Here is a 22,167-nt window from a genome sequence, read left to right as displayed (position 1 = left end):
TGAATAATGCTAACGATCTGCCATGCATGAGCCCCATACACTGAACCTGCGCCACCTGGATGCGCTGCGGGAAATCGACCATCGCGGCAACATCAGCATGGCCGCTGCACAGGTTGGCTTGTCCCAGCCCGCACTGGCCCAGGCGGTGGCCAAGATCGAACGCCTGCTGGGCGCCCCGCTATATGCACGGCATGCGGCCGGCGTGTCACCCACCGAAGCCGGTCGACGCTTTGCACTGCGCGTGCAGCGGGCGTTGCGTTACCTGGCCAGCGGCGTGCGCGAGATCCGCCGGCCGGCACAACTGCCCGGCATCGCGAATGTGGAACGGCGCGTGACCATGGCCCAGTTGCGGGCGCTGGTGGCCGTGGCCGGGGTGAACAGTTACGCAGCCGCCGCCGAACAGGTCGGCCTGTCGCAGCCTTCGCTGCACCGGGCCATGCGCGAACTGCAGCAGGTACTGGAAGTACCGCTGCTGACGCGCAGTGGACGTGCGGTGCGAGCCACCGACGCGGCCAACCGGCTGGTGCATTTCACGCGATTGATGCTGGCCGAACTGCGTGCCGGCATGGACGAGGTGTCCGCGCTGGGCGCCACCCCGTCGGGGCACCTGCGCGTCGGCGTGCTGCCGGTAGCGCGTGCGCGCTTCCTGCCGGCGATGCTGGCGGACTTCTGTGCATTGCATCCGGCCGCGTCGGTCGAGGTCATCGAGGGCCCTTACGCGGAACTTCTGGCGCGCCTGCGCCAGGGCGACATGGACCTGCTGATCGGCTCCTACCGCGAGTCGGTGCCTGCGCGCGACGTGGTGCAGGAAACGCTGTTCGACGATGCGCTATCAGTGGTGGGGCGGGCCGGGCACCCCCTGCAGGGAAAGCGCCGCCTGTCCACGCAGGACCTGCTGGACCACCCGTGGGTGGTGCCCGCACGTGGCGTGCCGATGCGGCTGCACTGGGAACGCATGTTCGCTGCGCGTGGGGTGGAACCACCGCGGCTGCGCGTGCAGTGCGGTTCGGTGATGCTGATGCGCGGGCTGATGCTGGAAGGCGACTGGCTCACCCTGATGTCCGGCGACCAGTTCCTGCTGGAAAGCCAGGCCGGCAAGCTGGCGCGGATCGGCATGCTGGGCCCGGAATTCCGCCGCTGCATCGCCATGACCCGGCGCAAGGACTGGCGCCCGGCGCCACTGGCAGCCCACTTCGCGCAGATGCTGCGCGACGCCGCAGCCAACCGGTAGCGCCGTGCCACGCCGGAGGCGTCGGATCCCATTTCACGGAAAGGGTTCCGACCCCGAATCGAACGCATCCCGTGCCGCCCTGAACTGGTCGGCATTGTCGATCACCCACGACCACAACGGCATCATGCCGACCAGCAATCCCTTGCCCAGCCCGGTCAACGTGTAGTCCACGCGCGGCGGGACTTCCTGGTGATCCCTGCGCGCCACCAGGCCATCACGCTCAAGCTGCCGCAATGAACGGGTGAGCATGCGCTGGGTGATGCCTTCCAACTGCCGGGCCAGCTCGGCATGGCGCAATGTACCGTGGACGCCCAGCGCATACACGATGCCCAACGTCCATCGGCTGCCGGCATGCGCCAGGATGTCCCGCTTCAGGTTGTCGTGGTCCTGGCTCAGTGCTTCGCAGGCTGCGCGGGAACGCTCCATCACCACACTGAACTCATCAGGGGCTGCCTCGTTTTCCGGTATCACCGGTGTGCCTTCTTCTGGATGGGATGCGATGGCCGCATGCTACATGCCCCGTCTACGTCGTGATTCACATGCATTCCAACACTCCTGTCCCAGAAGCAATCCTCGTCATCGGTGCCGGCGAACTTGGCATGTCGGTGCTGGCCGCATTGTCATCGTCCGCCGAAGGCAACGGCACCACGTTGTCGGTGCTGCTGCGCCCGTTGCAAGGCCCTGCCACGCAACGAGACCCGGACGCCACGACAGACTTGATGCACCGCCTGGGCGTGGACATCGTCCGTGCCGACCTTGCAACCCAGACCGTCGAAGAACTCGCCGTCCTCTTCGCACCGTTCACCACCATCGTCTGCTGCAGCGGCTTCGTGGGCGGGCCCGGCACCCAGGCCAGGATCACCCGCGCCGTGCTGGAGGCTGGAGTCCGGCGCTTCATCCCATGGCAATTCGGCGTTGACTACGACATCGTCGGGCATGGCAGCGGACAGGAGGTGTTCGACGAACAGGCCGATGTGCGTGCCCTGCTGAGGGCGCAGTCGAATACGCACTGGATCATCGTCTCCACGGGCATGTTCACCAGCTTCCTGTTCGAGCCCGCATTTGGCCTGGTCGATCTGCAGGCTGGCCGCGTCCACGCGCTTGGCAGCTGGGACAACCAGCTGACCGTGACCACGCCCGAAGACATCGGCCGCCTGACTACGGCGATCCTGGCCCAGCAACCACCGATACACGATGAGGTGGTATTCGTGGCGGGCGACACCTTCACCTATGCGCAGCTTGCGGACAAGGTGGACCACCATCTCCGCCGCAGGAGCGAGCGCGTCCTCTGGGACGTGGACGGACTGCGTGAGGTCGTGGCCGGCAATCCAGCGGATGGCATGGCGAAATACCGGCTCGCATTCGCCCGGGACACCGGCGTGGCCTGGCCCATGGAGAGGACGTTCAACGCCTGCAACGGCATCCCGGTAACCGATGTTGCCGGCTGGCTGGCCAGGTCGGGCCCCTTTTCCTGAAAAGGGACGTGACCCCCGCCTGACCCCTTGTCCACGCCTCGGGTGGCATCATCGGCCCATGCGCATCGTCGAACTCACCTTGCCCGTCTCCGACACCCACGCCGTTTCAGCGTACTTCCGCGACGTGCTGCAGCTGCACGTGGAGGACCACAAGATAAAAACAGGATGGAGCACGCTGATCCTGCGGGCGGCAGGCAAGCATCCGGTGGGCGGCGTGCACCTGGCCTTCAACGTGCCGGACAACCGCTTCGCCGACGCGATGGCTTGGCTGCGCGCACGTACGCCACTGCAGCACGATCGCGATGGCAAGGATCACTTCGCTCTGGAAAGCAGCTGGCAGTCGCAGTCGGTGTACTTCACCGGCCCTGACGGGTTGATCCTGGAGCTGATCGGTCGCCGCCGCCTGCCCGCCTCATCAAGAACGGGCGTATTCCATGGCAACGAACTCACCTGCCTGAGCGAAGTCGGCCTGCCCACCGCCGATGTCCCGGCAACACGGCAAGCGATAGGCACGCGCTTCGGTCTGCAGCCCTTGTCCACGCCATCGGCGGAGTTCGCTCCGATGGGCGACGACGAGGGATTGTTGATCCTGTCCGATACAAGGCGCCGGTGGTTCCCCGAACAGAAGGACCTGCCCAACGCACAGGGGATCGAGGTGGTCATCGAGACCCGTGCAGGCACGTCCGAGTGCCACGATGCGGCACAGGGCTGGCGCGTGCGTGCCCGCTGATCAGGGCCCGATCCCTTTTTACGAAAAGGAATCCGGCCCAGCCGGCTAGAAGACGTAACTCGCCCACACCGCAGTGTAGAAGCTGTCCCGGTAACCCGCCCTGCGCAGCACGTCGCCGGCCTCGACGTAGTTGATGAACGTGGACAGGGACAGATGATCGTCCAATGACCAGTTACCGCTCAGCCGCGCGATCCTGCCTACGTCCTTGCCCGGTACGTTTTCCGTCCCGGCATACGCAATCCCCGCTCCGTTATAGACGGCATCCTGTTCGTCTCGACGCCGTACATGTGCCCATTCGAGAGTGATCCGCACGTTGGATGCCGGCTGGACAGAAAGGTTCGGCGCGATGCTGAGCATATTCACCGGGGCCAGGTAGTTGTTGTCTGCAAAGTAGGGACTATGGCCAACACCGTAATTGAATGCGCGCAGCGTGCCTCCGGTGTAGCTTCCACCACCTGATGCAGAATCGGCGCGCACGCCCAGGCGCGGCTTCCAGCGGAAGTCTCCGATGGCCCTGTCGGTGCGGGTAAAGATGGCGTCCGCATCGACGTCCCGGCCAGCGAACGTTCCGGACTGGTGGGCAAGCGTCCAATCGTACTGCCACGCTCCCGCACTTCCCCAGAGCCGAATGCCGCTCGTATCCCTCCGGTCCATGCCCACCTGGCCTCCCCAACGCTTGGCGCTGTTCTCATAGCGATAGAAGAACGGATCAACGAATCTCCCTCCCGCTGCATCCAACGCTACGCTGCCATTGATGCCGCGCAGCTTCTCAGTGTCGCTGCGGTGATCGTCGAAAGTGCCTTCACGGGGAGAAGTCGGCGTCAGTTCAAACAATCCCAACCGGAATCTCGGCCACACGGCATAGAGGCGTATGCCGTTATGCGTCAACGGCACGTTGAGTGACTCCCGGCGCGAGAACAGCACCGGAGACACGTCGACGAAATCCTGCCGCCCCACGCGCGCACCGACATGCGCCCCACCCGCATTGCCATCGACCTCTACGAATCCCTGCAACAGGTCGAGGTCATTCTGCGCAGTCGCCGTGCGCGCCAGGTTGTGGCCATCCATCTGGGCAGACAGCAATTCGCCGTACAGGCGAAGATGTCGGCCCAGGTGCAGGTCCGCACCCAGGTGCGCACGCAGCAGGAACTGATCAGTCTGTGCTGCGTCGGTCAGTCCGGGTCCGTTGACGCTGTTCTCGCGCAGGCGAAGCTGCCCGTTGAGCGTGAGATAGCGGCCAGGCGCGCCCAGCCCGATGTGTTTGAGCGACGCAAAGGGATCATCACTGGACGTCGGCGCTGACCAGTCTTCGGCCCAGCGTGCCAGATAGTAGCGTTTCCCCATGCGCGGCCCGTTGCCCATCGCGATCACGGGGAACTCGGATTCGTGCACTTCTGTCGGCTCCGCCTTGGCAGCGGCAGGCACAGCGCCATGGGGCACGCCGGCTGCCTCCTGCGCACGGGCCTGTGTTGCACACATGCTCAGGCCTGCCAGCGCCAACAGGCGGGGTAGCATCGAGGTCATGAAAAATTCCTTTGGGGATGAATGTCCCTATCGACCGGCAGATGCCCACCGGTACGGAAACAATGGGTAAGGGCCAGCATGCTGCATCACGGCGTGGCGGCCAGGTCGGGCGTTGGGCCACCGCGTCCCAGGGCGATCGCACTGCCCAGCGCGAGTGCTCCCAGGCACGCGGCCGGCACCAGCATCGCGTAGACCGGCGCACCGCCCACTTTGGCGACCCATGGCATCAGGTTCTGCGCAACGAAGCCGCCGATACTGCCGATCGTGGAAATCATCGCAATCCCGGCCGCGGCCTGCGCACCACTCAGGGTGCGCGATGGTAGTGGCCAGAAGCACGGCAGCAGCAGCGATATGCACGGCGTGCCAATGACGATGGCCAGGAAGCGGAGCGTGTTGTCGCCAGCAAGCGTGCTGCCAACGAACGCGGCCAGGCCGATGACGGACAGGGTCGTCATCGCGATCAAGGAGCGCCGCGCACCTTCCATCCGCTTTGGCAGCCACAGCAACAGCACCGTGGTCACCAGCCACGGCGTCGCACTCAGCAGGCCATTGGTGCTTCCGCTGACGCCGAAGGCGCGTACCACGGTCGGCGTCCAATAGATCACGCCGTACAGCGAGATCATGATCAGCGTGTAGACCAGCGACAGGAACAGTACCCGTGGGCTGACCAGCGCCGCGGCGAACGAGCCATGGCCTTTGACGCGCCCTCCCGCCTCCTCATCCAGGGTCTTCTCCAGCCATTGGCGCTCTTTTTCTTTCAGGAAGTCCGCGCGGGCCGGACTGTCCGGCAACCATTTCAGCACGATGAACATCATCGCCACGGCCGGAACACCTGTGGCGATGAACACCCACTGCCAGCCATGCAGGCCCAATACTCCGTCAAGCTCAAGCAGCGGACCGCCCATCAGTGCCCCGATCGCATTGCCCAGCGAGCTACCCAGGGTAAGCACGGCGATCGCCCGGACCCGGTACGCCTTGGGAAACCAGAGGGTCAGGTAGAAGATCAGGCCGGGATAGGCACCAGCTTCGGCAACCCCCAGCAGGAACCGCAGGGCACCGAAGGCCGTTCCCGTGTGCGCAAAGCCAAGCGCGATCGTCACTGCTCCCCAGGTGCCCAGGATGCGCGCCAGCCAGAGCTTGGCACCAAACTTGTTCTGCATCATGACGCTGGGCACTTCCAGCAACAGGTAGCCGATGAAGAACAGCGAGGATGCCAGGCCGTATGCCGTCTCCGTCATGCCCAGATGGCCCACCATCTGCAGCTTGGCGAAACCGACGTTCTGCCTGTCGATGATGGCGATGAGATAGATGGCCGTAACGAACGGCATGAGCCGCCAGAACAGTCGCTTGATCAAGGCGGTCTGTTCATCGACCGTCAAATTGGCTTGCATAGGAAGTCCCTCCCGGGGCCAGCTGTGTTGCGTTGTCGTGTGAGTGAGAGTGATGGTCAGCGGGTATCGCTGAAGTGCGTCGTCTTACGTTTGAGCTCGGCCATCTCGACCCCTGGTGCCACCTCCACCAGTGCCAGGCCGTCGGGCGTGACATCGAACACGCCGAGGTCGGTGATGATGCGGTCGACCACGCCCAACCCGGTCAAAGGCAGGTCGCAGGCGGGCAGGATCTTGCGGCTGCCATCCCTGGCCACGTGTTCCATGAGGACCACCACGCGCCTGACCCCAGCCACCAGATCCATTGCGCCGCCCATTCCCTTGACCATCCTGCCCGGCACCATCCAGTTGGCCAGGTCGCCTTTTTCGCTCACCTGCATCGCGCCCAGGATCGCCAGGTCGATGTGGCCGCCGCGGATCATCGCGAACGAATCATGGCTTCCGAAAAAGCTGGCACCCTTGCGTGCGGTGACCGTCTGCTTGCCTGCGTTGATCAGATCGGCGTCCACTTCGTCCTCGGTGGGAAACGGGCCGATGCCCAGCAGGCCGTTCTCCGACTGCAGCCAGACATCCATCCCTTCGGGGATGTGGTTGGCCACCAGGGTCGGCAAACCGATGCCAAGGTTCACGTATGCCCCATCAGTGACTTCCTGCGCCGCACGCGCAGCCATCTGTTCACGGGTCCAGGCCATTACGCCACCCCTCCGCGGACGGTGCGCTGTTCGATGCGCCTTTGCGGGTTGGCGTTGAGCACGATGCGATCAACATGTATGCCCGGCAGGTGCACCTGGTCCGGGTCGATGGCACCGGCTTCAACGATCTCCTCCACTTCTGCCACGCAGACGCTGCCTGCCATCGCACAGACCGGATTGAAGTTGCGCGCCGTCTTGCGGAACACCAGGTTGCCGGCGGTATCGCCCTTCCAGGCCTTGACCAGGGCGACGTCGGCACGCAGTGCGGTCTCCATCACGTAGTGCCTGCCGTTGAATTCGCGGGTTTCCTTGCCGTCGGCCACTACCGTGCCGTATCCGGTTGCGGTGAAGAACGCGGGGATGCCAGCGCCACCGGCACGCAGGCGTTCGGCAAGCGTGCCCTGTGGGTTGAATTCCAGCTCCAGCTCGCCAGCCAGGTACTGGCGCTCGAATTCCTTGTTCTCGCCCACGTAGGACGAAATCATCTTCCTGATCTGGCCGGTGGCCAGCAGCTGGCCAAGGCCAAATCCATCCACGCCCGCATTGTTGGAGATCACCGTCAGGTCCTTCACCCCGGTGTCGCGCAGCGCATCGATGAGTTGTTCGGGTATGCCGCACAGGCCGAAGCCACCAACGGCCAAGGTCTGGCCATCCGAGGTGATATCGGCAAGCGCCATCGCGGCGCTCTGGAAGCATTTATTGCGTGATCCCATGATGCTCTCTTGTTGAGGACAGAACGACGATCAGTTCTTTTCAACGAAACAATGTTCTTTCAACGAACACATCGTATTTCCAGTTTTCCTTTGATGTCAATGATTTGTGCATCGCACAAATGCGCAGGAGGTCTTTGACAAATCCGGAATGGCGGGCGTAGCCTTTGGATCATTGAGAAGAACGACGTGTCGCTCAATGACACATTTATGCGCAAAAGCCTGAGGAGGCGTCCGATGAGCATTGAATCCCTGCTGCACAACTGGAACGACCTGCCGCGCGAGGTCGTGCGTCGCGGGGTCGAGCGCGTCGGCTTTCGTGGCCAGGACACGATCTGCGTGATGAACTTCCTGACCCCGGGCATGCAGGTGAACCCCCACCAGCATCCATTCGAGCAGCTCGTGCTCATCGTGCAGGGCCGCGTCCGTTTCCATATCGGCGATGAAGCTGTCGAGGGTGGGCCGGGCTCGATGATCCGCATCCCTCCGGATGTCATCCATTACGCCGAGCCGATCGGCGAGGAAGTCGTGTTGAACCTGGACGTGTTCTCACCCCTGCGCCGCGATTACCAGCACCTGGTGGACTACCAGCGGGGCGAATTCACCGAAGACGCGTCGACCGGCGCATGAGCACGCAGGTGACACTGCGCCGGCGCCTGGCAGACGGGCAACGCATGGCGGCTACGTTCGTGAAGACCGCGCACCACGCCATGGTGGAAATCGCCGGGATTGCAGGACTGGATGCCGTGGTGCTGGATATGGAACACGCACCCTTCTCGGCCAGGGACATCGACCTGGCGCTGCTGGCGGCGCGTGCTGCCGGCGTATCGGCCGTGGTGCGTGTACCCGATAGCCAACCTTCCACCTTGCTGCGCGTGCTGGATCTCGGCGCCAACGGCGTGCTGGTACCGCACGTCACCAGTGCCACGCAGGCCGCCCGGATCGTGGCGGCAACGCGCTATCGCGACGGGGTCCGCGGGTTCTCCAATTCAGCACGTGCTGGACGCTACGGTGCGCTTGGCATGGACGAACACATCCAACAAGGCGATGCGCAGGCTGCCGTCATCTGCCAGATCGAGGACGCCGCTGCGATCGAGCAACTGGAAGCGATCGCCGCGACGGATGGCGTGGACGCATTGTTCGTCGGCCGCGCCGACCTGGCGGTGTCCTACCGCGTCTTCGACATCGACCACCCCCAGGTGGAAGCGGCCACCCAGGCCACGCTCCGTGCTGCACAAGCCGCCGGAAAAGCCGCCGGAATCTTCGTAGCCACCCCAGCCCAGGCCTTGCCCTACCTGGAACAGGGCTTTCGTTTCTTCGTCGTTGGTTCCGACCAGGCCGCCGTGCGCGCGGGCTGGCTGGCGACCGCCCAGGCGCTGCACGCCTGACCCTGCCTACACTCCAAGAGAACACTGCACATGAATTCCGTCGTCGAACGCCCCACCCCCCCTGTCAGCAACGAGCAGGTCGAAGACATCCTCAAGGGCTGCATCGACCTGCACTGCCACAGTGGCCCTTCGGTGATGCCGCGCTACTGCGACCATATCGAGGTCATGCACGAAGCCTCCGAAGCGGGGATGAAAGCGCTGTTGCTGAAGGACCATTACTACTCCTGCACGCCCATCGCGCAACTGCTCAACAAGCACTATGACGGCCTGGGCGTACGGATCCTGTCCGGCGTGCCGCTCAACAACGCATCCGGCGGGCTGAACATCCATGCTGTCGAGCACGGCCTGAAACTGGGTGCGAACCTGGTATGGATGCCGACGTTCTCCTCGGCAAACCACATCGCGCACCACAAGAAGGATGCCAGCTTCACCGACAAGTTCCCCCAGACCACGCAGAAGATGCTGCAGCCTATCCCGCTGACCGTGCTTGATGACGATGGCAAGCTCAAGGAAGAGGTCAAGGGAATCCTGGACGTGATCGCTGAAGCCGGTGTCGTGCTGTCGGCAGGCCACCTGCATATCAGCGAGATCTGGCCACTGTTCGAGGAAGCGCGCAAGCGTGGGGTCAAGCGCCTGCTGGTCAACCATCCCACCTATGTCATCGATGCCACCCTTGACGACATGCGGCAACTGGCCCGCGAAGGCGTCTTCATGGAGCACTCCATGTGCATGTGGACGCCCGGATCGAAGTTCAAATTCTGGGATGCCGATGAGATGCGCGACGTCATCGAAGCCGGCACCACCGATCTCACCATCCTCGGCTCGGACCTGGGACAGGTCGGCAACCCCAACGTCACCGATGGCTTCCGCTACGTGATCCGGATGGTGCTCGAGCTTGGCTATAGTGAAGCCGATGTCCGTAAAATGACCTCCCACAATGCCGCACGGCTGATGGGCATCTGACCTCAGGCCACGCCCGGAGCACGCCATGAACAGCACCACGCCGATTGCTTCCCTCGAACCCCAGGGTGACGCCCGCAGCCCCGTGCTGCTGGAGTCGGTGGCCATGGTGTTCCGATTGCTCGATGAGATGGCCAACGCACGGCGTCCCCTGGGGGTGACCGAGTTGGCCACCTTGATCGAGGAGCCCAAGCCACGCGTCTACCGCCACCTGGCATCGATGCGCCAGCTGGGCATCGTCGAGCAGGACCCGACGAACGACAAGTATCGGCTGGGTGCCAAGCTGGTGGTCTACGGCGCGGCGTCAAGCGAGCAGTTCGATCTACGCGCGTTGGCCGACCCCTATCTCACCCGCATCCGCGATGCCACCGGACAGACAGCCCTGCTATCGGTCGCCACCTATGACACGGCGTTGGTTGTTTCCAGCGTGGAATCACGTGCCAACGTCTGTATCTCGGTGAAGCCCGGCAATCGCGTGCAGCCGCATTGCTCGGCGCAGGGCCGCACCGTACTGGCCTTTGCCGATGAAGCGAGCCAGCAGCGGGTATTCCGCCGCAAGCTGCAGCGGTTGACTGATCGCACGCTGGTGGACCCGGCCGACCTTGCGGCACGCCTGGCGCTCATCCGCGCCCGCCTCTGGGACGATGCCGATGGGGAAGTCACGCCCGGCGTCAATGCGCTGTGCTGTCCCATCCTGCGCGATGACAACGTCATCCTCGGCACCATCGGCATCGTTGGGCCCAGCGCCGAGATCCTGTCGCCGCCGACGGCCGGAATACTCGAACCCATCCGACAGGCCGCAGCCGAACTGAGCGCCCGCCTGAACTGCAGCGCATACGAAGCGGTGCCCAGCGCCGAAGCTGCTCTCTCAGCATTACCAGGAACCCAATGACCCGACTCTCCATCCAGGTGGGCTCGATCCCACTGAAGAACCCGGTGATCTGCGGTGCCGGCGAGCACACGATGACCGGCGCGGCGATTGCACGCGCCCTGCGCAGTGGTGCTTCTGCCGTGGTAGCCAAATCAACGAACGAGTCCGAAGCCGCAAAGCAGCAACTGGATCGAACCGACTACGCCCTCTTCGATAGCCGATGGAATCGGCTGGAGTGGAACTTCGCGCCCCCGCCGGATGCGATGTTGTTCGGCCGCTCCGGCCTGGTACAGCGCGACTTCGCTCCATGGATCGACGAGCTTGCAACGCTGGACCAGCATGCCGCCACGCAGGATGCCTATGTCATTCCAAGCCTGATCCTGGCCGATCTGGAGCACTGTGCTGAACAGGCCAAGCAGATCGAACAGGCCGGGCTGCGCGTGATCGAGCTGAATATCGGCGCACCGCATGGCGAGGAGGCTGCACGTGGCGCCATCGCCCTGGAGCGCAACAGCGAACGCATCGTCCAGATCGTTTCACGCATTCGCAAAGCGACGTCGCTGCCGCTGTGGATCAAGCTGACCGGCCAGAGCGAGGACGTCACCGGCATGGCCGATGCAGCCCGGCAGGCCGGCGCTGACGCGGTGGTGCTGATGGGGCGGTTCATGGGCTTCCTGCCAGACTTGGACACCGAAGCCCCGACGCTGGGCACCTCGGCCGCAATCGGAGGCAGCTGGGCACTTCCGCTCACGGCACGCTGGCTGATGATGAGCCGGCGGCGGCTGGGTCCCGATTTCCCCTTGCTCGCCACCAATGGAGCACGCAGCGGCCTGGACGTTGCACGCTTCCTGTTGGCGGGCGCCAGTGCCACCGAGATGACCTCCGCCGTCTTTGCCGGCGGCTACGGTGTGCTGGAGGACGCCATCACCGAACTGGATAGCTACCTGGGCCGACGTGGCCGCACGGCAGCAGGCTTGTTGGGAATCGCGGCAGACCGTGCACAGGGCTACCATGAGCAGGCGAGCCGACCCGGGCACTGGGAGCAGTTCGCTCCGCCGACCGACACCATTCCCCGGACGACACGCTGACAGACGTCGGATCCTTTGCAGGGATCCGGCAGCTGGACGCAACCCTCCCACAATGTTGGGTCATTACGCTGCAGGGCCCTTTCATGGCCAAAGCCGCCCCATGCCCAACCAGCATCCTGCCCTTGCGTTGATCGCCCATCGGGGCACCCCTGGCCGCCGAATCCTCGTGGCCAGCACCGTCGCGTGCCTGTTCGCGACCCATGCCGCCTCGGCGCAACAGACCACCACGGTCGGCCTGGGCGTCAGCCATACCGCATCGGCCTATCGCGGCTACGACTCCGACACCCTGCCCTTCCCCTTCTTCACTTGGGAAGGCAAGAAGTTCTATGCACACGGTCTGGACCTCGGCTACAAGCTCACCCAGAGCGACACGGGATCATTGTCGATTTCAGTCAGCCCCTTGCCGTTCCGCTTCCGCAGCAAGGATTCATCCGACTGGCGCATGAAACAGCTCGACGACCGCGACTTCCTTGCTGCCGCCGGACTGGAGTGGAACCATGGCGGCAGCTGGGGGCAGGTAGGCGCCAAGGCGCAGGCCGAAATCACCGGCGTGGGCGGCTTCATCGCCGACGTCCACTACAACTACCCGCTGTCCCAAGGCAAGGTGGCAATCATCCCGGAAGTCGGCGTGAGCTACCAGAGCGAGGAGATCACCCAGCACTACTACCGCGTGTCCGGTGCCGAGGCGGCGCGCTCAGGGCTTGCCCGCTATACGCCGGGTGACTCGATTTCCCCTTATGCCAGCGTCACCGTCGCGGTACCGCTGGGGGCACGCTGGACCGGAACGGCCACCTTGCGGCGTGCCCTGCTGGACGACAGCATCACCGATAGCCCGATGGTAGAGGCAGACCATCAGGATGTTGCCGTGCTGACCCTCAGCCGGTCTTTCTGAGGCCACCATGCAGAGCCCGGCCCGCTACGCCGACGTGATCATCGACCTGGAGGCCGAATACGAATTCTGGGAGATCTACGAAACCCAGTTCCAACGGTTGCCGGGCGGAGGCCTCACCCTTGCGTGGCTGGCCTGCCTGAAGATCTACAGCGCGAAGCTGAACTATCCGCGCGACACCCCGGAGCAGACACTGGCCAGGGTGCTGTTCGGCAAGAACATGTCCAGCAGCCGGAAGGACGAGCTGGGCCAGCTGCACCGGTTGATCTCGCGACGCATGGACCTGCTTGCCAGGCGGGCAGCACGGGCCAAGGCATGACGCAGAAGAAGGGCCCCGCCGGAGCGGAGCCCTGTTTGTCCAAGCCAACACGGAACCTCATTCTTCTTCGTCGTTGTCCTGCGGGTTCTGCCCGCCCTGCTGGCCCTGGTTGCGCTGTTTTTCCTGTTGCTGCTGTTGCTGCTGTTGTTTCTGGTGATCCTGTTGGTTCTGTTGGTTCTGTTGCGGGTTCTTCTGGTTCTGCTGATTCTGCTGGTTAGCCATGTCAGTGCTCCACAAGCCGCATGCGGAATGCCGCGGTCGTGGCCATCGTCTGCAGCCCCGGGTTAACCGCGCGTGCGAATTCCAGCACACCGGCGTCAACGCCTCCCCGGTACCTGCCCGGAAGGCTTGCACCACAAGCACCTTAAGAATTCATGCGGCATCCGCATATGCTCATGCCCTGCTCGCCTGAGGCCCATTCACCCTCCCTGGGGATGTGACGGTGCGATGACCTCGCTGCATTACGGCATCACCGGCGGCACGTATTCCAGTGTCATGCCGAGCAGCCACAGCAGGCCCAGCACCAGCGGAATGTGCACCAGCAACTGGATGAAGGTGAAGCCGACTATGTCGCGCGCTTTCAATCCCAGCACGCCCAGCAGTGGCAGCATCCAGAACGGATTGATCAGGTTCGGCAGCGCCTCGGCGGCGTTGTATACCTGCACCGCCCAGCCCAGGTGCGCCTGCAGTTCGTTGGCCGCCTGCATCACATAGGGCGCCTCGATGATCCACTTGCCGCCACCAGAGGGCACGAAAAAGCCCAGCACCGCCGAGTAGATGCCCATCACCAGTGCGAACGTATCAGTGTTGGCGATATGCACGAACACCGTCGACAACCGGTGCGCCAGTGTCTCGCCATCGCCACCGGCCGCATGGGTGAGGATCATCGCGATGCCACCGTACAGCGGAAACTGGATCAGCACGCCGGTGGTGCTGGGCACCGCCTTGGCCACCGCGTTGAGGAAGCTGCGCGGACGCCAGTGCAGCAGCAGGCCCAATGAAATGAACAGGAAATTGTAGGTGTTGAGGTTGGCGATGGCGGTAACCACCGGCTTGCTGGCGAACTCCCCGGCCAGCCAGCCGAACGCCAGCAATGACAGCAGCACGGTCAGCAGCGGGCTGTATTCCAGCCACTCACCGGGGCGCATGCGCGGCTGCAACGGCTCCGCCTCTGCCTGCGCCGCGCCGTCGAAATCGGCCGCCACGCGTGCGCTGCGTTCGGTGGGCGCGGTGAACCAGGCAATCAGCAGCGACACCCCGATCAGCGCGGTCGTCAGCACGATGGACTGCCACAGGAAGATGGTTTCAGTGAACGGCAGCACGCCGGTGATCTCCACCAGCCCCGGCGGCATGCTGGCCGGGTTGGCCTGCAGCTGCGCAGCCGACGAACTCAGCCCCATCGCCCACACCGCACCCAGGCCCAGGTAAGCCGACGCGCCGGCCGCGCGGTAATCCATGCGCAGGTCCTCGCGGCGCGCCAGCGCCCGCACCAGCAAGCCGCCGAACACCAGCGAAAAACCCCAGCTGAGCAGCGACGCCAGCATGCTGACCAGGCCGACATAGACCACCGCACCGCGACCGGTCTTCGGCGCGCGGGCGAGGAAATCGATGAAGCGCGCAACCACCGGCGCAGTGGCCAGCGCATAGCCACCAATGACCACGAAAGCCATCTGCATGGTGAACGGAATCAGGCTCCAGAAGCCGTTGCCGAAACTCTGTGCGGTGGCCTGCGGCGTGGCACCGAAGGCCATCGCCGTGACGGCCACGATGACCACGCCCAGCACCGCGAATACATAGGCATCCGGGAACCATTTTTCCGCCCAGGCCGCCGAACGCAACGCCGCGCGTGCCATCCAGCCGTCCTGTACCGCCGTGGTCGAAGCCATCGCCTACCCTCCCAGGTGTGATTGCGGGATTCTGCGCGGACCGCCCGGCCCTGTCATTCGCCTATTGGTCGTACAGCCGCCTGGATCACGCCGCTGGCCATCAGCGCACCGCCAGCTCCACCGCCATCCCCACGAACAATACGGCGCCTACCCAGTTGTTGTGCAGGAACGCCTTGAAGCACGGATCACGCTCACGGTTGCGGCACAGCCAGAACTCATACACCACCAGCGCCACCGCCACGCCGACCGACGCGAAGTAGTACGCGCCCAGCTCCGCACGCAGCCCCACCAACGACATCGCCGCGAAGAACAGTGCATACAGGATCCCCTGGATCACCAGGTCCAGGTCACCAAACAGGATGGCGGTGGAATGCGAGCCCACCTTCAGGTCATCGTCCCGATCCACCATGGCATACCAGGTGTCATATGCGGTGGACCACAGGATGTTGCCCACGTACAGCAGCCACGCCAGCGCCGGCACTTCGCCCTGCACCGCAGCGAATGCCATCGGGATGCCCCAGCCGAATGCCATCCCCAGGTAGACCTGCGGCAGGTGCGTGTAGCGCTTCAGATAGGGGTAACTGGCCGCAAGGAAGATGCCGATGAAGCTCAACCCCACGGTGAGCAGGTTCATCGTCAGCACCAGCGCGAAAGCCATCAGCATCAGCACCGCGAACAGCAGCAGAGCGTGGCGCCCACGCACCGCGCCACTGGCCAGTGGCCGGTCCTTGGTGCGCTTCACATGGGGGTCCAGCCAGCGATCTGCGTAATCGTTGATGACGCAACCCGCCGAACGCGTAAGCCACACACCGGCAGTGAACACGAACAGTGTCCACAGCGGCGGCACGCCCCCGGACGCCAACCACAGCGCCCACCATGTCGGCCAGAGCAGCAGCAAGGTGCCGATCGGGCGGTCGGCGCGCATCAGTTTCCAGTAATGCCGCCAGCGCGGCGTGGCCTGCGCGGCAGGCGCTTCAGAACGTTCGTATGACATGCGGGAATGATACCTCCGCAGGGTGCTGGGCTTGGCGGCAGGTGGACATGAACCGCTTCCGGAGAGCCATGCCGGCACGCTGACCTGGCGAGCGCCTGCCGGGCACAGGAGGGGGGAGATTTCTGCTCCGAAAGCCGATAGAATGCCGGTCCCGCAGCGCCTCCCTGGGCGTTGCCGCACCCGCCTCGGTACCCACCCCGGCGTGGTGGTTCCAAAATGCGCTCGTAGCTCAGCCGGATAGAGTAGTGGCTTCCGAAGCCATTGGTCGGGGGTTCGAATCCCTCCGGGCGCACCATCTCCAGCCCCTCGCGGGCACCGCCTGCATCAGGCACCGCACTCGTCACGCAACTCTCCCGGCCCGCGCGGTCCAGCCGGCGCTGCGTGGATTCACGTCGCCATCTACCTGCCTGCGCCAGCATCGGCTGCTCCTGGGCACCGTCGCCCGTCTTCCCGGACAGGAGTGGCAACCATGGCCATCAAACCCACCCGTATCCTCCCGCCTCTCGCACTGGGCGTGGTCCTCGGCCTGACGGCCTCGGCCGCCATTGCCGAGCCCTCCAACAAATGGCGTATCGATTTCGAAAATCGCTCACAGGTCGCTGGCGAGATCGAGCTTTCGCTTACGCCGAAGGGTGGCCAGGCCACCAATGTCACCGTCCCGATTCCCGCCGCGACCAACGACGAGGCCGCCGCGGTGCTGGTAAGCAACGCGCTGAGCAGCACGTTCGGGGCCGAGGTCTATGAAGTGGAGATCGATGACGGCGATGACGTGCTTGTCCGCGCCAACGACGGCATACGCAACTTCGACCTGGACATCGTGCGCAACACCGCCGATGGCCTGCGCGTGGAACTGGACAAGGAGTGACGGGCAACAAGGCAGCGCGGGGCAGCCTCATCGCTTCCCCGCGCTGCTGCAGGATTCACGCAGGCCCCATGACACTGGCTCGTCCACGCGCTTCGCGTTACTGCTGCGTTGGGCCACATGACGAGTCCATCAATACCTCCTCACCCGCAGTAGAAGCAGGCTCCCCCAAGGTGGTCTTCAACGGCACCGCGAACCTCGCAGTGCCTGCCGGCCACACCAATGGGAGCACTACGCATGAGTACCGAATCCAAGATCGAACATACCCTCAACGACCTCATCGAGATCGCCCGCGACGGCCAGGAGTTCTATACCGAAGCCGCGAAGAAGGTGCAGAACCCGGAATTGTCGGCGTTGTTCGTCCGCATCGCCGGCGTCAAGGGCAACCTCGTCGCGTCGTTGAGCGGCGCGGTTTCCGCCAGTGGCGGCGAGCCCGCCAAGCACGGCACCGTGGTGGGCAGCGTGCAACAGTTCTATGGCAAGGTCCGCGCCGCCTTCGGCGATACCCAATATGGCTACGTGGCCGAGCTGGAAGAATCCGAAGACCGTCTGTTGGGCGCGTTCAAGGATGTGCTGACCGACAAGGATGCGCCGGCCGCCGCAGTTGCCAAAGCCCGCGAACTGCTGCCGGAAGTGCAGCAGTGCCACAATGAAATGCGTCGCATCAAGCTGTCGATGAAAAACGCTTGATGGAGCACGGTGACGGGTTTCAGCCCGTCACCGGCAGGAAGCAGCGGGACACGATGATCTCCTTGCCACAAACCGCAGTTTTCCTCATGGACGCAAGCGCCACTGCCTGCGCACGATGATCCCGCTGGCGCCAGTCGCGTCAGCCGGGATTGGCGTCCCGATCCAGTTTGTAGGTGATTGGCTCTGTTGTCGCCCCATGGGCACGGCGGAGAATGCATTGCCCTGCCGGTTACATGGCGGGCGGCGCGCGGGGATCGATCTCCCGATCCGCCGGTTTTACGCCTACAAACTGTCCGGTACGCCAACCCGCACCGTCCGCCACCTTGCGCCCCGGCGCAGGTGGCCTCCACGTGATGCGAGGTCCGTGATGTCCAAACGCCCCCTGAGTGGTGCACGTCTGTATTCCCTGATCGGCGACACCCTGCACGATCTCCCTGCGGAATTCGTAGAAAAGCTGGAGCGCATGCTGGAAAGCAATGGCATGGCCGATCCCGATTCGGGGCGCGTGGTGTATCTGTCGCAGACGGGTCGAGCCCGGGAGGGGCACGTGATGCTGGCCAGTGGCAAGGTGCGCGGGCTGGAAGCCATCCTGGAACTGCTGCATGCCGCGCACCTGGAGCGCCAGGACGTGGCGGATGGACCGGTGTTGCCGGCGCACCTGGTGGAGGGGCTGCTGGCGGGGGCGCGGGAGTTGCTGGGGTGATGCGGGACCCACGCCGCTCGGCGCTGCCCGGTGGGTGACGACCGTTGGTCGTCACCAGGAACGCGACAGCGCGACGTTACCAGCGCATGCCTTCAAACGGGTTCCAACTGACGTTGCCCTTCACCTTGTCCAGGTAATAGGAATAGTTGGTGGTGAGCGCGATCAGCAGCGACCAGCCCATGCCAAGGCCGCGGGCGACGATATCGGGCATGAACGAGGCGAGGATGATCAGTACGATGGTAAGGCCAAGCACGGACAGTGCCTTGCGCCACATGCCCAGGATGAACAGGTAAATCCAGCTGAAGAACAGGGCGAAGAAGTTGAAGTTGACCTTCAGCTTCTGGCCGAACGGCAGTGCCTTGTACGCTTCCTTGAAAGCGGGCGTGTTGGGCGCACCATGTTGTTCAAAAAAATTGAAGCGGAACTGCCATTTGGGGCTGTACTGCGATTGGGTTGTGGAATCCATTTCCGTATTCATTTATATGTAAACGATTTCATAATAGCTTTTGTCTATGCCAGAAAGCCAGCGTTCGACGTCGCAGAATGACACTTTATTGACGCTGCAAGGCACAAGCAGCGGCCCATGGACCCGCCCTACCGGGACGGCGTTGGGGCATGCCCGGTTATGTGCTGCACCATGTCCGCCGCTTCCTGCAGCGAGTCCAGCCCCGTCACCTGCATGCTCTCGCCGAGCGGTGCCATCACCGTGGCCACGGTCAATACGCGGTCATCCACGCTGAAAGCCAGTTGCTGCCCAACCAGTTGCGCGGTCGCGGCGGACAGCCGTTCGCCAGCTGCCTTGTCCAGCCGCAACTGGATGCCCGGCGACGGCGAAACGTCATTCATCGCGCTGCGCACATCCACTACGTCGGCGCTCGAAATCAAGGAAGGCTCACGCACCTGGATCCGTTTGCCTTGCCACTCCAGGGCGGTGCCCTGCCCTTGCCCATCCACCACGCGCAGTTCCAGGCGTATGCCTTCTCGCGGCGGGTTGGCAGGTTCATCAGGCTGCTCAGGCTGGCCGCAGCCCACCAGTCCCACCAGCAGGGCCAACGCGGCCAGGCCACGACCCACGCCGCCGACCAGGCAGCGCATCAGCGCAGCTTCCGCAGCTTGAACGCCACCACCAGTTGCAGCGCGCCATACAACACGCTGCCCACGCCGACCCACAACGTGGTGACGGCCACGCCGGCCAACGGCCGCGCCAGGAACAACGCACCCAGCAACAATGCCAGTACGCCACTAAGCACCAGTATCCATTCGCCCTGTACATGGCGGCGGATGCGGATGGCCAGCACGATGCGGTATACGCCAGCCATCAGCAGCCATGCACCCAACAGCAGGATCACCACGCTGGCGATGGCCAGCGGGTTTATCACCGCGATGATGCCGAAGGCCAGCGATGCCAGCGCGTACAGCAGCAGCCAACCCCGTGATATCCCGGTTTCGCGACCGAACAGGCCCAACAGGCTGGTCACGCCCTCGACGATGGCCATCACGCCCAACGCCCAAGCCAGGCCCTGCGCGGCAGCCAGGGGCCAGCCGATGGCGACGACACCGAAGCCCAGTGCCACCAGACCGTACACCAGCAGGATCCACCAGCTGCGCCCGAGGGCGGACAGCATCGGGGAATACGAAGGGCTGTTCATCGGCGACTCCATTGGCCTGTTTGTGGCCCATGGTACCTGTTGGCGTGGCGAAGGCCGTCACCTGTGCCTGGGCAGACGCGCACCGTTTGGCGGATAGTGGCTCGTGATCGCTCCGGGCCGCGTCGAGGAAGTTTCCTATTCCTCCATACCCGGTCCACGACACTTGGTTAGACTGCGCACATGGGATCCATGCCGCCACCTTCAGACACGTTGGGACGAGGCCTTTATTCGTTCGCGGACGCATCCCGGTTCATCGGCGGGAAGCCCGCCGAACTCAGACGCTGGCTGAAGGGATATACCGTTCGACGTCAGGGCCAGAATGTAGTGCACCCCCCGCTGTGGACGCCCCAGTGGGAAGGTTCGGGCGTTGACGGCATTGGCTTTAGAGATCTGGTGGAACTCCGCTTCGTGCGCACGTTCATCAGTTGTGGTGTCCCACTGAATCTAATCCGTCAGACCATCAGTGAACTTGGCGAACGTCTGGGGCGGGATTATCCCTTCACCAGCACGTCGTTCAAGACCGATGGGCGCAGGATATTCATGGAACTGGTGGATGCCAGTGGTGATCCCGCGCTGGTCGATGTAGTCAGGCGGCAAGACGTCATCCGCAAAGTCATTGCACCCTCTTTGCGTGAGGGCATCGAGCTGACCGTTGATGATGCTGCAGCGCGTTGGTACCCATTGAAGGGAAGCCATGCGGTGGTCTTTGATCCGGAACGACAGTTCGGCCAGCCGATCCTTGCCAGGTCCGGGGTGCCCACTGCGGCGATCACCGCAGCGCTGATCGGCGAGGGTGGCGATGAGGCGCGCGTTGCCAGGCTGTTCGAGGTCCCCCTTGCCGCTGTCCGCAAGGCCATTTTGTTCGAGCGGCAGATCGCACATTGAAAGCGCAGATCGACGAGAATCTTCCTCCATCGTTGGCGCGCGCCGTGCATGCCATCGCCACGTTGGACGACCACGAGGTGGTTCATGTCCGCGACCTGGTCGAAGCCGGCACCAGGGATGTCGATCTTTTCGAGGCTGCCTCCAGAGCCAATGTTGAAGTACACGTCACGCAAGACCACCACCAGCGCCGCCCCGCCGAGCGCGAGGCAGTGGCACGTCTTGGCCTGACGGTATTCGTGCTGGCCAAGGGCTGGGGCCAGCTGAATCAGTATGAGAAAGCTGCACGGCTGTTGGAATGGTGGCCCAAGATGATGCAACTTGTCGGACTGACAAGCCGCGGTTCCATTTTTACCATTCCGCATAAACGTGCCTCCTCTGGAAGAATCCTGCCGGTGAAGCGACGAGGGTGAGAGGAAGATGGCCGGGCTGATGTCTTCCGGCATGATCGGTAAAGCGGGGCCATGTCCTGCTTGGTCGCATGACACTGGAGCCCGGAGCAGCGGTGCATCGGCCCGCTTCGCCAAGGCTGCCGGCCACCATCACGGCACCCGCGCACACACCCAGGCACTGACGTCCCTGCAGCCGGCCGCGCGCAATGCCTCCGCGCAGGCATGCAGCGTGCTGCCAGTGGTCATCACGTCATCCACCAGCACCACCGCGTCCGGCACCGGCCCACGCACCGCGAAGGCGCCATCCAGGTTGTGCCGGCGTGCGTCCGCACCGCGTTCGGATTGCGGCAGCGTGGCACGGATGCGACGCAGGCCATGCCAGCGCGGCGCACCGATCAGCCGCGCCAGTTCACCAGCCTGGTCGTAACCGCGCCGACGCAGGCGGCTTCCATGCAAGGGCACGGCCACCAATGGCGGCAAAGGCCATGGCGGCGGCGACAGCGCCATCAACTGCGCCAGCAGGCGGCCTGCAGCCAGGTCCTGATGGAACTTGTAGCGCAGCAGCAGCGCGCTGACCGGATCTTCGTAGCGCAGGCTGGCCCAGCAATGGTCCAGCAACGGCGGCATTTCCTCGCAGCGGAAGCAGATGTCGCTGGCGTCTTCGGGCAACGGTGCGGCGCAGCGCGCGCAGCCGTCGGTATGCCAAGGAAGCGCAAGGCAGCAGGGACCGCAGAGTTCGCGGTCGTGTTCGCCAGGCTCGCCGCAGACCTGGCAAACGGGTGGTAGCAGGATGCCGAGGAGCCTGCTGCCTGGCGCGCGCAGGAGTGGGAGCCGCATGTGCTGC

Annotated in this window: 27 protein-coding genes and 1 tRNA gene; 16 read left to right on the top strand and 12 right to left on the bottom strand. The window is 64.1% G+C overall.

Features of this window, described 5'->3' with window-relative positions; translation table 11 throughout:
• Nucleotides 1-22: 22 nt before the first annotated feature.
• The gene (locus tag H4O11_RS10575) at nt 23-1,231 is read left to right on the top strand and encodes a LysR family transcriptional regulator (protein WP_182339379.1); all 1,209 of its coding nucleotides are present in this window, start codon (nt 23-25) and stop codon (nt 1,229-1,231) included.
• 33 nt (nt 1,232-1,264) lie between these two features.
• Here the strand turns inward: H4O11_RS10575 and H4O11_RS10570 are convergent, their stop codons facing one another.
• Nucleotides 1,265-1,657, bottom strand: coding sequence for a winged helix-turn-helix transcriptional regulator (locus tag H4O11_RS10570; RefSeq protein ID WP_182339378.1), 393 nt, complete (start codon nt 1,655-1,657; stop codon nt 1,265-1,267).
• Nucleotides 1,658-1,770: 113 nt separating this feature from the next.
• Here H4O11_RS10570 and H4O11_RS10565 point away from each other — a divergent pair, with 113 nt between their 5' ends.
• The gene (locus tag H4O11_RS10565) at nt 1,771-2,706 is read left to right on the top strand and encodes an aromatic alcohol reductase (protein ID WP_182339377.1); all 936 of its coding nucleotides are present in this window, start codon (nt 1,771-1,773) and stop codon (nt 2,704-2,706) included.
• Between the two features lie 58 nt (nt 2,707-2,764).
• Nucleotides 2,765-3,436 carry a VOC family protein gene (locus tag H4O11_RS10560; protein WP_182339376.1) on the top strand — a complete coding sequence of 224 codons (672 nt, stop codon included), beginning with the start codon at nt 2,765-2,767 and terminating at the stop codon, nt 3,434-3,436.
• Nucleotides 3,437-3,481: 45 nt separating this feature from the next.
• Here H4O11_RS10560 and H4O11_RS10555 read toward each other — a convergent pair whose 3' ends face one another.
• The 4 genes from H4O11_RS10555 to H4O11_RS10540 form a co-directional block, all read right to left on the bottom strand.
• Complete coding sequence (locus tag H4O11_RS10555; RefSeq protein ID WP_182339375.1) at nt 3,482-4,960, bottom strand: alginate export family protein; 1,479 nt, start codon at nt 4,958-4,960, stop codon at nt 3,482-3,484.
• An 86-nt stretch (nt 4,961-5,046) separates the two neighbouring features.
• Nucleotides 5,047-6,351 (bottom strand): MFS transporter, encoded by a 1,305-nt coding sequence (locus H4O11_RS10550; protein WP_182339374.1) that lies wholly within the window; start codon nt 6,349-6,351, stop codon nt 5,047-5,049.
• A 56-nt stretch (nt 6,352-6,407) separates the two neighbouring features.
• Nucleotides 6,408-7,040, bottom strand: a complete 633-nt coding sequence (locus tag H4O11_RS10545; RefSeq protein ID WP_182339373.1) for a CoA transferase subunit B — start codon at nt 7,038-7,040, stop codon at nt 6,408-6,410.
• Complete coding sequence (locus H4O11_RS10540; RefSeq protein WP_182339372.1) at nt 7,040-7,753, bottom strand: CoA transferase subunit A; 714 nt, start codon at nt 7,751-7,753, stop codon at nt 7,040-7,042. The genes H4O11_RS10545 and H4O11_RS10540 overlap by 1 nt, the downstream gene beginning before the upstream one ends.
• Before the next feature lie 234 nt (nt 7,754-7,987).
• Between H4O11_RS10540 and H4O11_RS10535 the strand changes: the two genes are divergently transcribed.
• From H4O11_RS10535 to H4O11_RS10505, 7 genes are all read left to right on the top strand, one after another.
• The gene (locus H4O11_RS10535; RefSeq protein ID WP_182339371.1) at nt 7,988-8,380 is read left to right on the top strand and encodes a cupin domain-containing protein; all 393 of its coding nucleotides are present in this window, start codon (nt 7,988-7,990) and stop codon (nt 8,378-8,380) included.
• Nucleotides 8,377-9,138, top strand: a complete 762-nt coding sequence (locus H4O11_RS10530; protein ID WP_182339370.1) for an HpcH/HpaI aldolase family protein — start codon at nt 8,377-8,379, stop codon at nt 9,136-9,138. Before H4O11_RS10535 ends, H4O11_RS10530 begins: the two co-directional genes overlap by 4 nt.
• Nucleotides 9,139-9,168: 30 nt before the next feature.
• Nucleotides 9,169-10,101: a DUF6282 family protein gene (locus H4O11_RS10525; RefSeq protein ID WP_182339369.1), complete on the top strand. Its 933-nt coding sequence runs from the start codon at nt 9,169-9,171 to the stop codon at nt 10,099-10,101.
• Between the two features lie 25 nt (nt 10,102-10,126).
• The gene (locus H4O11_RS10520) at nt 10,127-10,990 is read left to right on the top strand and encodes an IclR family transcriptional regulator (RefSeq protein WP_182339368.1); all 864 of its coding nucleotides are present in this window, start codon (nt 10,127-10,129) and stop codon (nt 10,988-10,990) included.
• The gene (locus H4O11_RS10515; RefSeq protein WP_182339367.1) at nt 10,987-12,057 is read left to right on the top strand and encodes a tRNA-dihydrouridine synthase; all 1,071 of its coding nucleotides are present in this window, start codon (nt 10,987-10,989) and stop codon (nt 12,055-12,057) included. The genes H4O11_RS10520 and H4O11_RS10515 overlap by 4 nt, the downstream gene beginning before the upstream one ends.
• Before the next feature lie 166 nt (nt 12,058-12,223).
• Nucleotides 12,224-12,949, top strand: a complete 726-nt coding sequence (locus H4O11_RS10510; RefSeq protein ID WP_182339366.1) for a MipA/OmpV family protein — start codon at nt 12,224-12,226, stop codon at nt 12,947-12,949.
• 7 nt (nt 12,950-12,956) lie between these two features.
• Entirely contained in the window at nt 12,957-13,265 is a 309-nt protein-coding gene (locus H4O11_RS10505; RefSeq protein WP_246333419.1) for a hypothetical protein, read from the top strand.
• A gap of 57 nt (nt 13,266-13,322) precedes the next feature.
• Here the strand turns inward: H4O11_RS10505 and H4O11_RS10500 are convergent, their stop codons facing one another.
• The 3 genes from H4O11_RS10500 to ubiA all read right to left on the bottom strand — a co-directional run bounded on the left by H4O11_RS10500 (nt 13,323) and on the right by ubiA (nt 16,145).
• Nucleotides 13,323-13,487, bottom strand: coding sequence for a hypothetical protein (locus tag H4O11_RS10500; protein WP_182339365.1), 165 nt, complete (start codon nt 13,485-13,487; stop codon nt 13,323-13,325).
• 239 nt (nt 13,488-13,726) lie between these two features.
• Nucleotides 13,727-15,151 (bottom strand): short-chain fatty acid transporter, encoded by a 1,425-nt coding sequence (locus tag H4O11_RS10495; RefSeq protein ID WP_182339364.1) that lies wholly within the window; start codon nt 15,149-15,151, stop codon nt 13,727-13,729.
• A gap of 100 nt (nt 15,152-15,251) precedes the next feature.
• On the bottom strand, nt 15,252-16,145 hold the full coding sequence (ubiA, locus tag H4O11_RS10490; RefSeq protein ID WP_182339363.1) for a 4-hydroxybenzoate octaprenyltransferase: 894 nt from the start codon (nt 16,143-16,145) through the stop codon (nt 15,252-15,254).
• 218 nt (nt 16,146-16,363) lie between these two features.
• Here ubiA and H4O11_RS10485 point away from each other — a divergent pair.
• From H4O11_RS10485 to H4O11_RS10470, 4 genes are all read left to right on the top strand, one after another.
• Nucleotides 16,364-16,440: transfer RNA gene (locus tag H4O11_RS10485), tRNA-Arg, on the top strand.
• A gap of 174 nt (nt 16,441-16,614) precedes the next feature.
• Nucleotides 16,615-17,010: a hypothetical protein gene (locus H4O11_RS10480; protein WP_182339362.1), complete on the top strand. Its 396-nt coding sequence runs from the start codon at nt 16,615-16,617 to the stop codon at nt 17,008-17,010.
• A 234-nt stretch (nt 17,011-17,244) separates the two neighbouring features.
• On the top strand, nt 17,245-17,697 hold the full coding sequence (locus tag H4O11_RS10475; RefSeq protein ID WP_182339361.1) for a PA2169 family four-helix-bundle protein: 453 nt from the start codon (nt 17,245-17,247) through the stop codon (nt 17,695-17,697).
• A gap of 367 nt (nt 17,698-18,064) precedes the next feature.
• Nucleotides 18,065-18,400, top strand: a complete 336-nt coding sequence (locus H4O11_RS10470) for a hypothetical protein (protein WP_182339360.1) — start codon at nt 18,065-18,067, stop codon at nt 18,398-18,400.
• Nucleotides 18,401-18,476: 76 nt separating this feature from the next.
• Here H4O11_RS10470 and H4O11_RS10465 read toward each other — a convergent pair whose 3' ends face one another.
• The 3 genes from H4O11_RS10465 to H4O11_RS10455 form a co-directional block, all read right to left on the bottom strand.
• Nucleotides 18,477-18,866 (bottom strand): DUF2628 domain-containing protein, encoded by a 390-nt coding sequence (locus tag H4O11_RS10465; protein ID WP_182339359.1) that lies wholly within the window; start codon nt 18,864-18,866, stop codon nt 18,477-18,479.
• Between the two features lie 128 nt (nt 18,867-18,994).
• Nucleotides 18,995-19,495, bottom strand: a complete 501-nt coding sequence (locus tag H4O11_RS10460) for a SecDF P1 head subdomain-containing protein (protein WP_182339358.1) — start codon at nt 19,493-19,495, stop codon at nt 18,995-18,997.
• Nucleotides 19,495-20,049, bottom strand: coding sequence for an HdeD family acid-resistance protein (locus H4O11_RS10455; protein WP_182339357.1), 555 nt, complete (start codon nt 20,047-20,049; stop codon nt 19,495-19,497). The genes H4O11_RS10460 and H4O11_RS10455 overlap by 1 nt, the downstream gene beginning before the upstream one ends.
• Nucleotides 20,050-20,229: 180 nt before the next feature.
• Between H4O11_RS10455 and H4O11_RS10450 the strand changes: the two genes are divergently transcribed.
• Both H4O11_RS10450 and H4O11_RS10445 read left to right on the top strand, forming a co-directional pair.
• On the top strand, nt 20,230-20,934 hold the full coding sequence (locus tag H4O11_RS10450; RefSeq protein ID WP_343042816.1) for a DUF433 domain-containing protein: 705 nt from the start codon (nt 20,230-20,232) through the stop codon (nt 20,932-20,934).
• Nucleotides 20,931-21,344 (top strand): PIN-like domain-containing protein, encoded by a 414-nt coding sequence (locus H4O11_RS10445; protein ID WP_182339355.1) that lies wholly within the window; start codon nt 20,931-20,933, stop codon nt 21,342-21,344. Before H4O11_RS10450 ends, H4O11_RS10445 begins: the two co-directional genes overlap by 4 nt.
• A gap of 129 nt (nt 21,345-21,473) precedes the next feature.
• Here the strand turns inward: H4O11_RS10445 and H4O11_RS10440 are convergent, their stop codons facing one another.
• Nucleotides 21,474-22,160, bottom strand: coding sequence for a ComF family protein (locus H4O11_RS10440; RefSeq protein WP_182339354.1), 687 nt, complete (start codon nt 22,158-22,160; stop codon nt 21,474-21,476).
• Between the last annotated feature and the right edge of the window lie 7 nt (nt 22,161-22,167).

It is taken from the genome of Stenotrophomonas tumulicola (genome assembly GCF_014117215.1).
GTDB lineage: Bacteria > Pseudomonadota > Gammaproteobacteria > Xanthomonadales > Xanthomonadaceae > Stenotrophomonas > Stenotrophomonas tumulicola.
The sequence above is the reverse complement of the archived record's forward strand: the minus strand, read 5'-3'. Positions and strand labels throughout refer to the sequence as shown.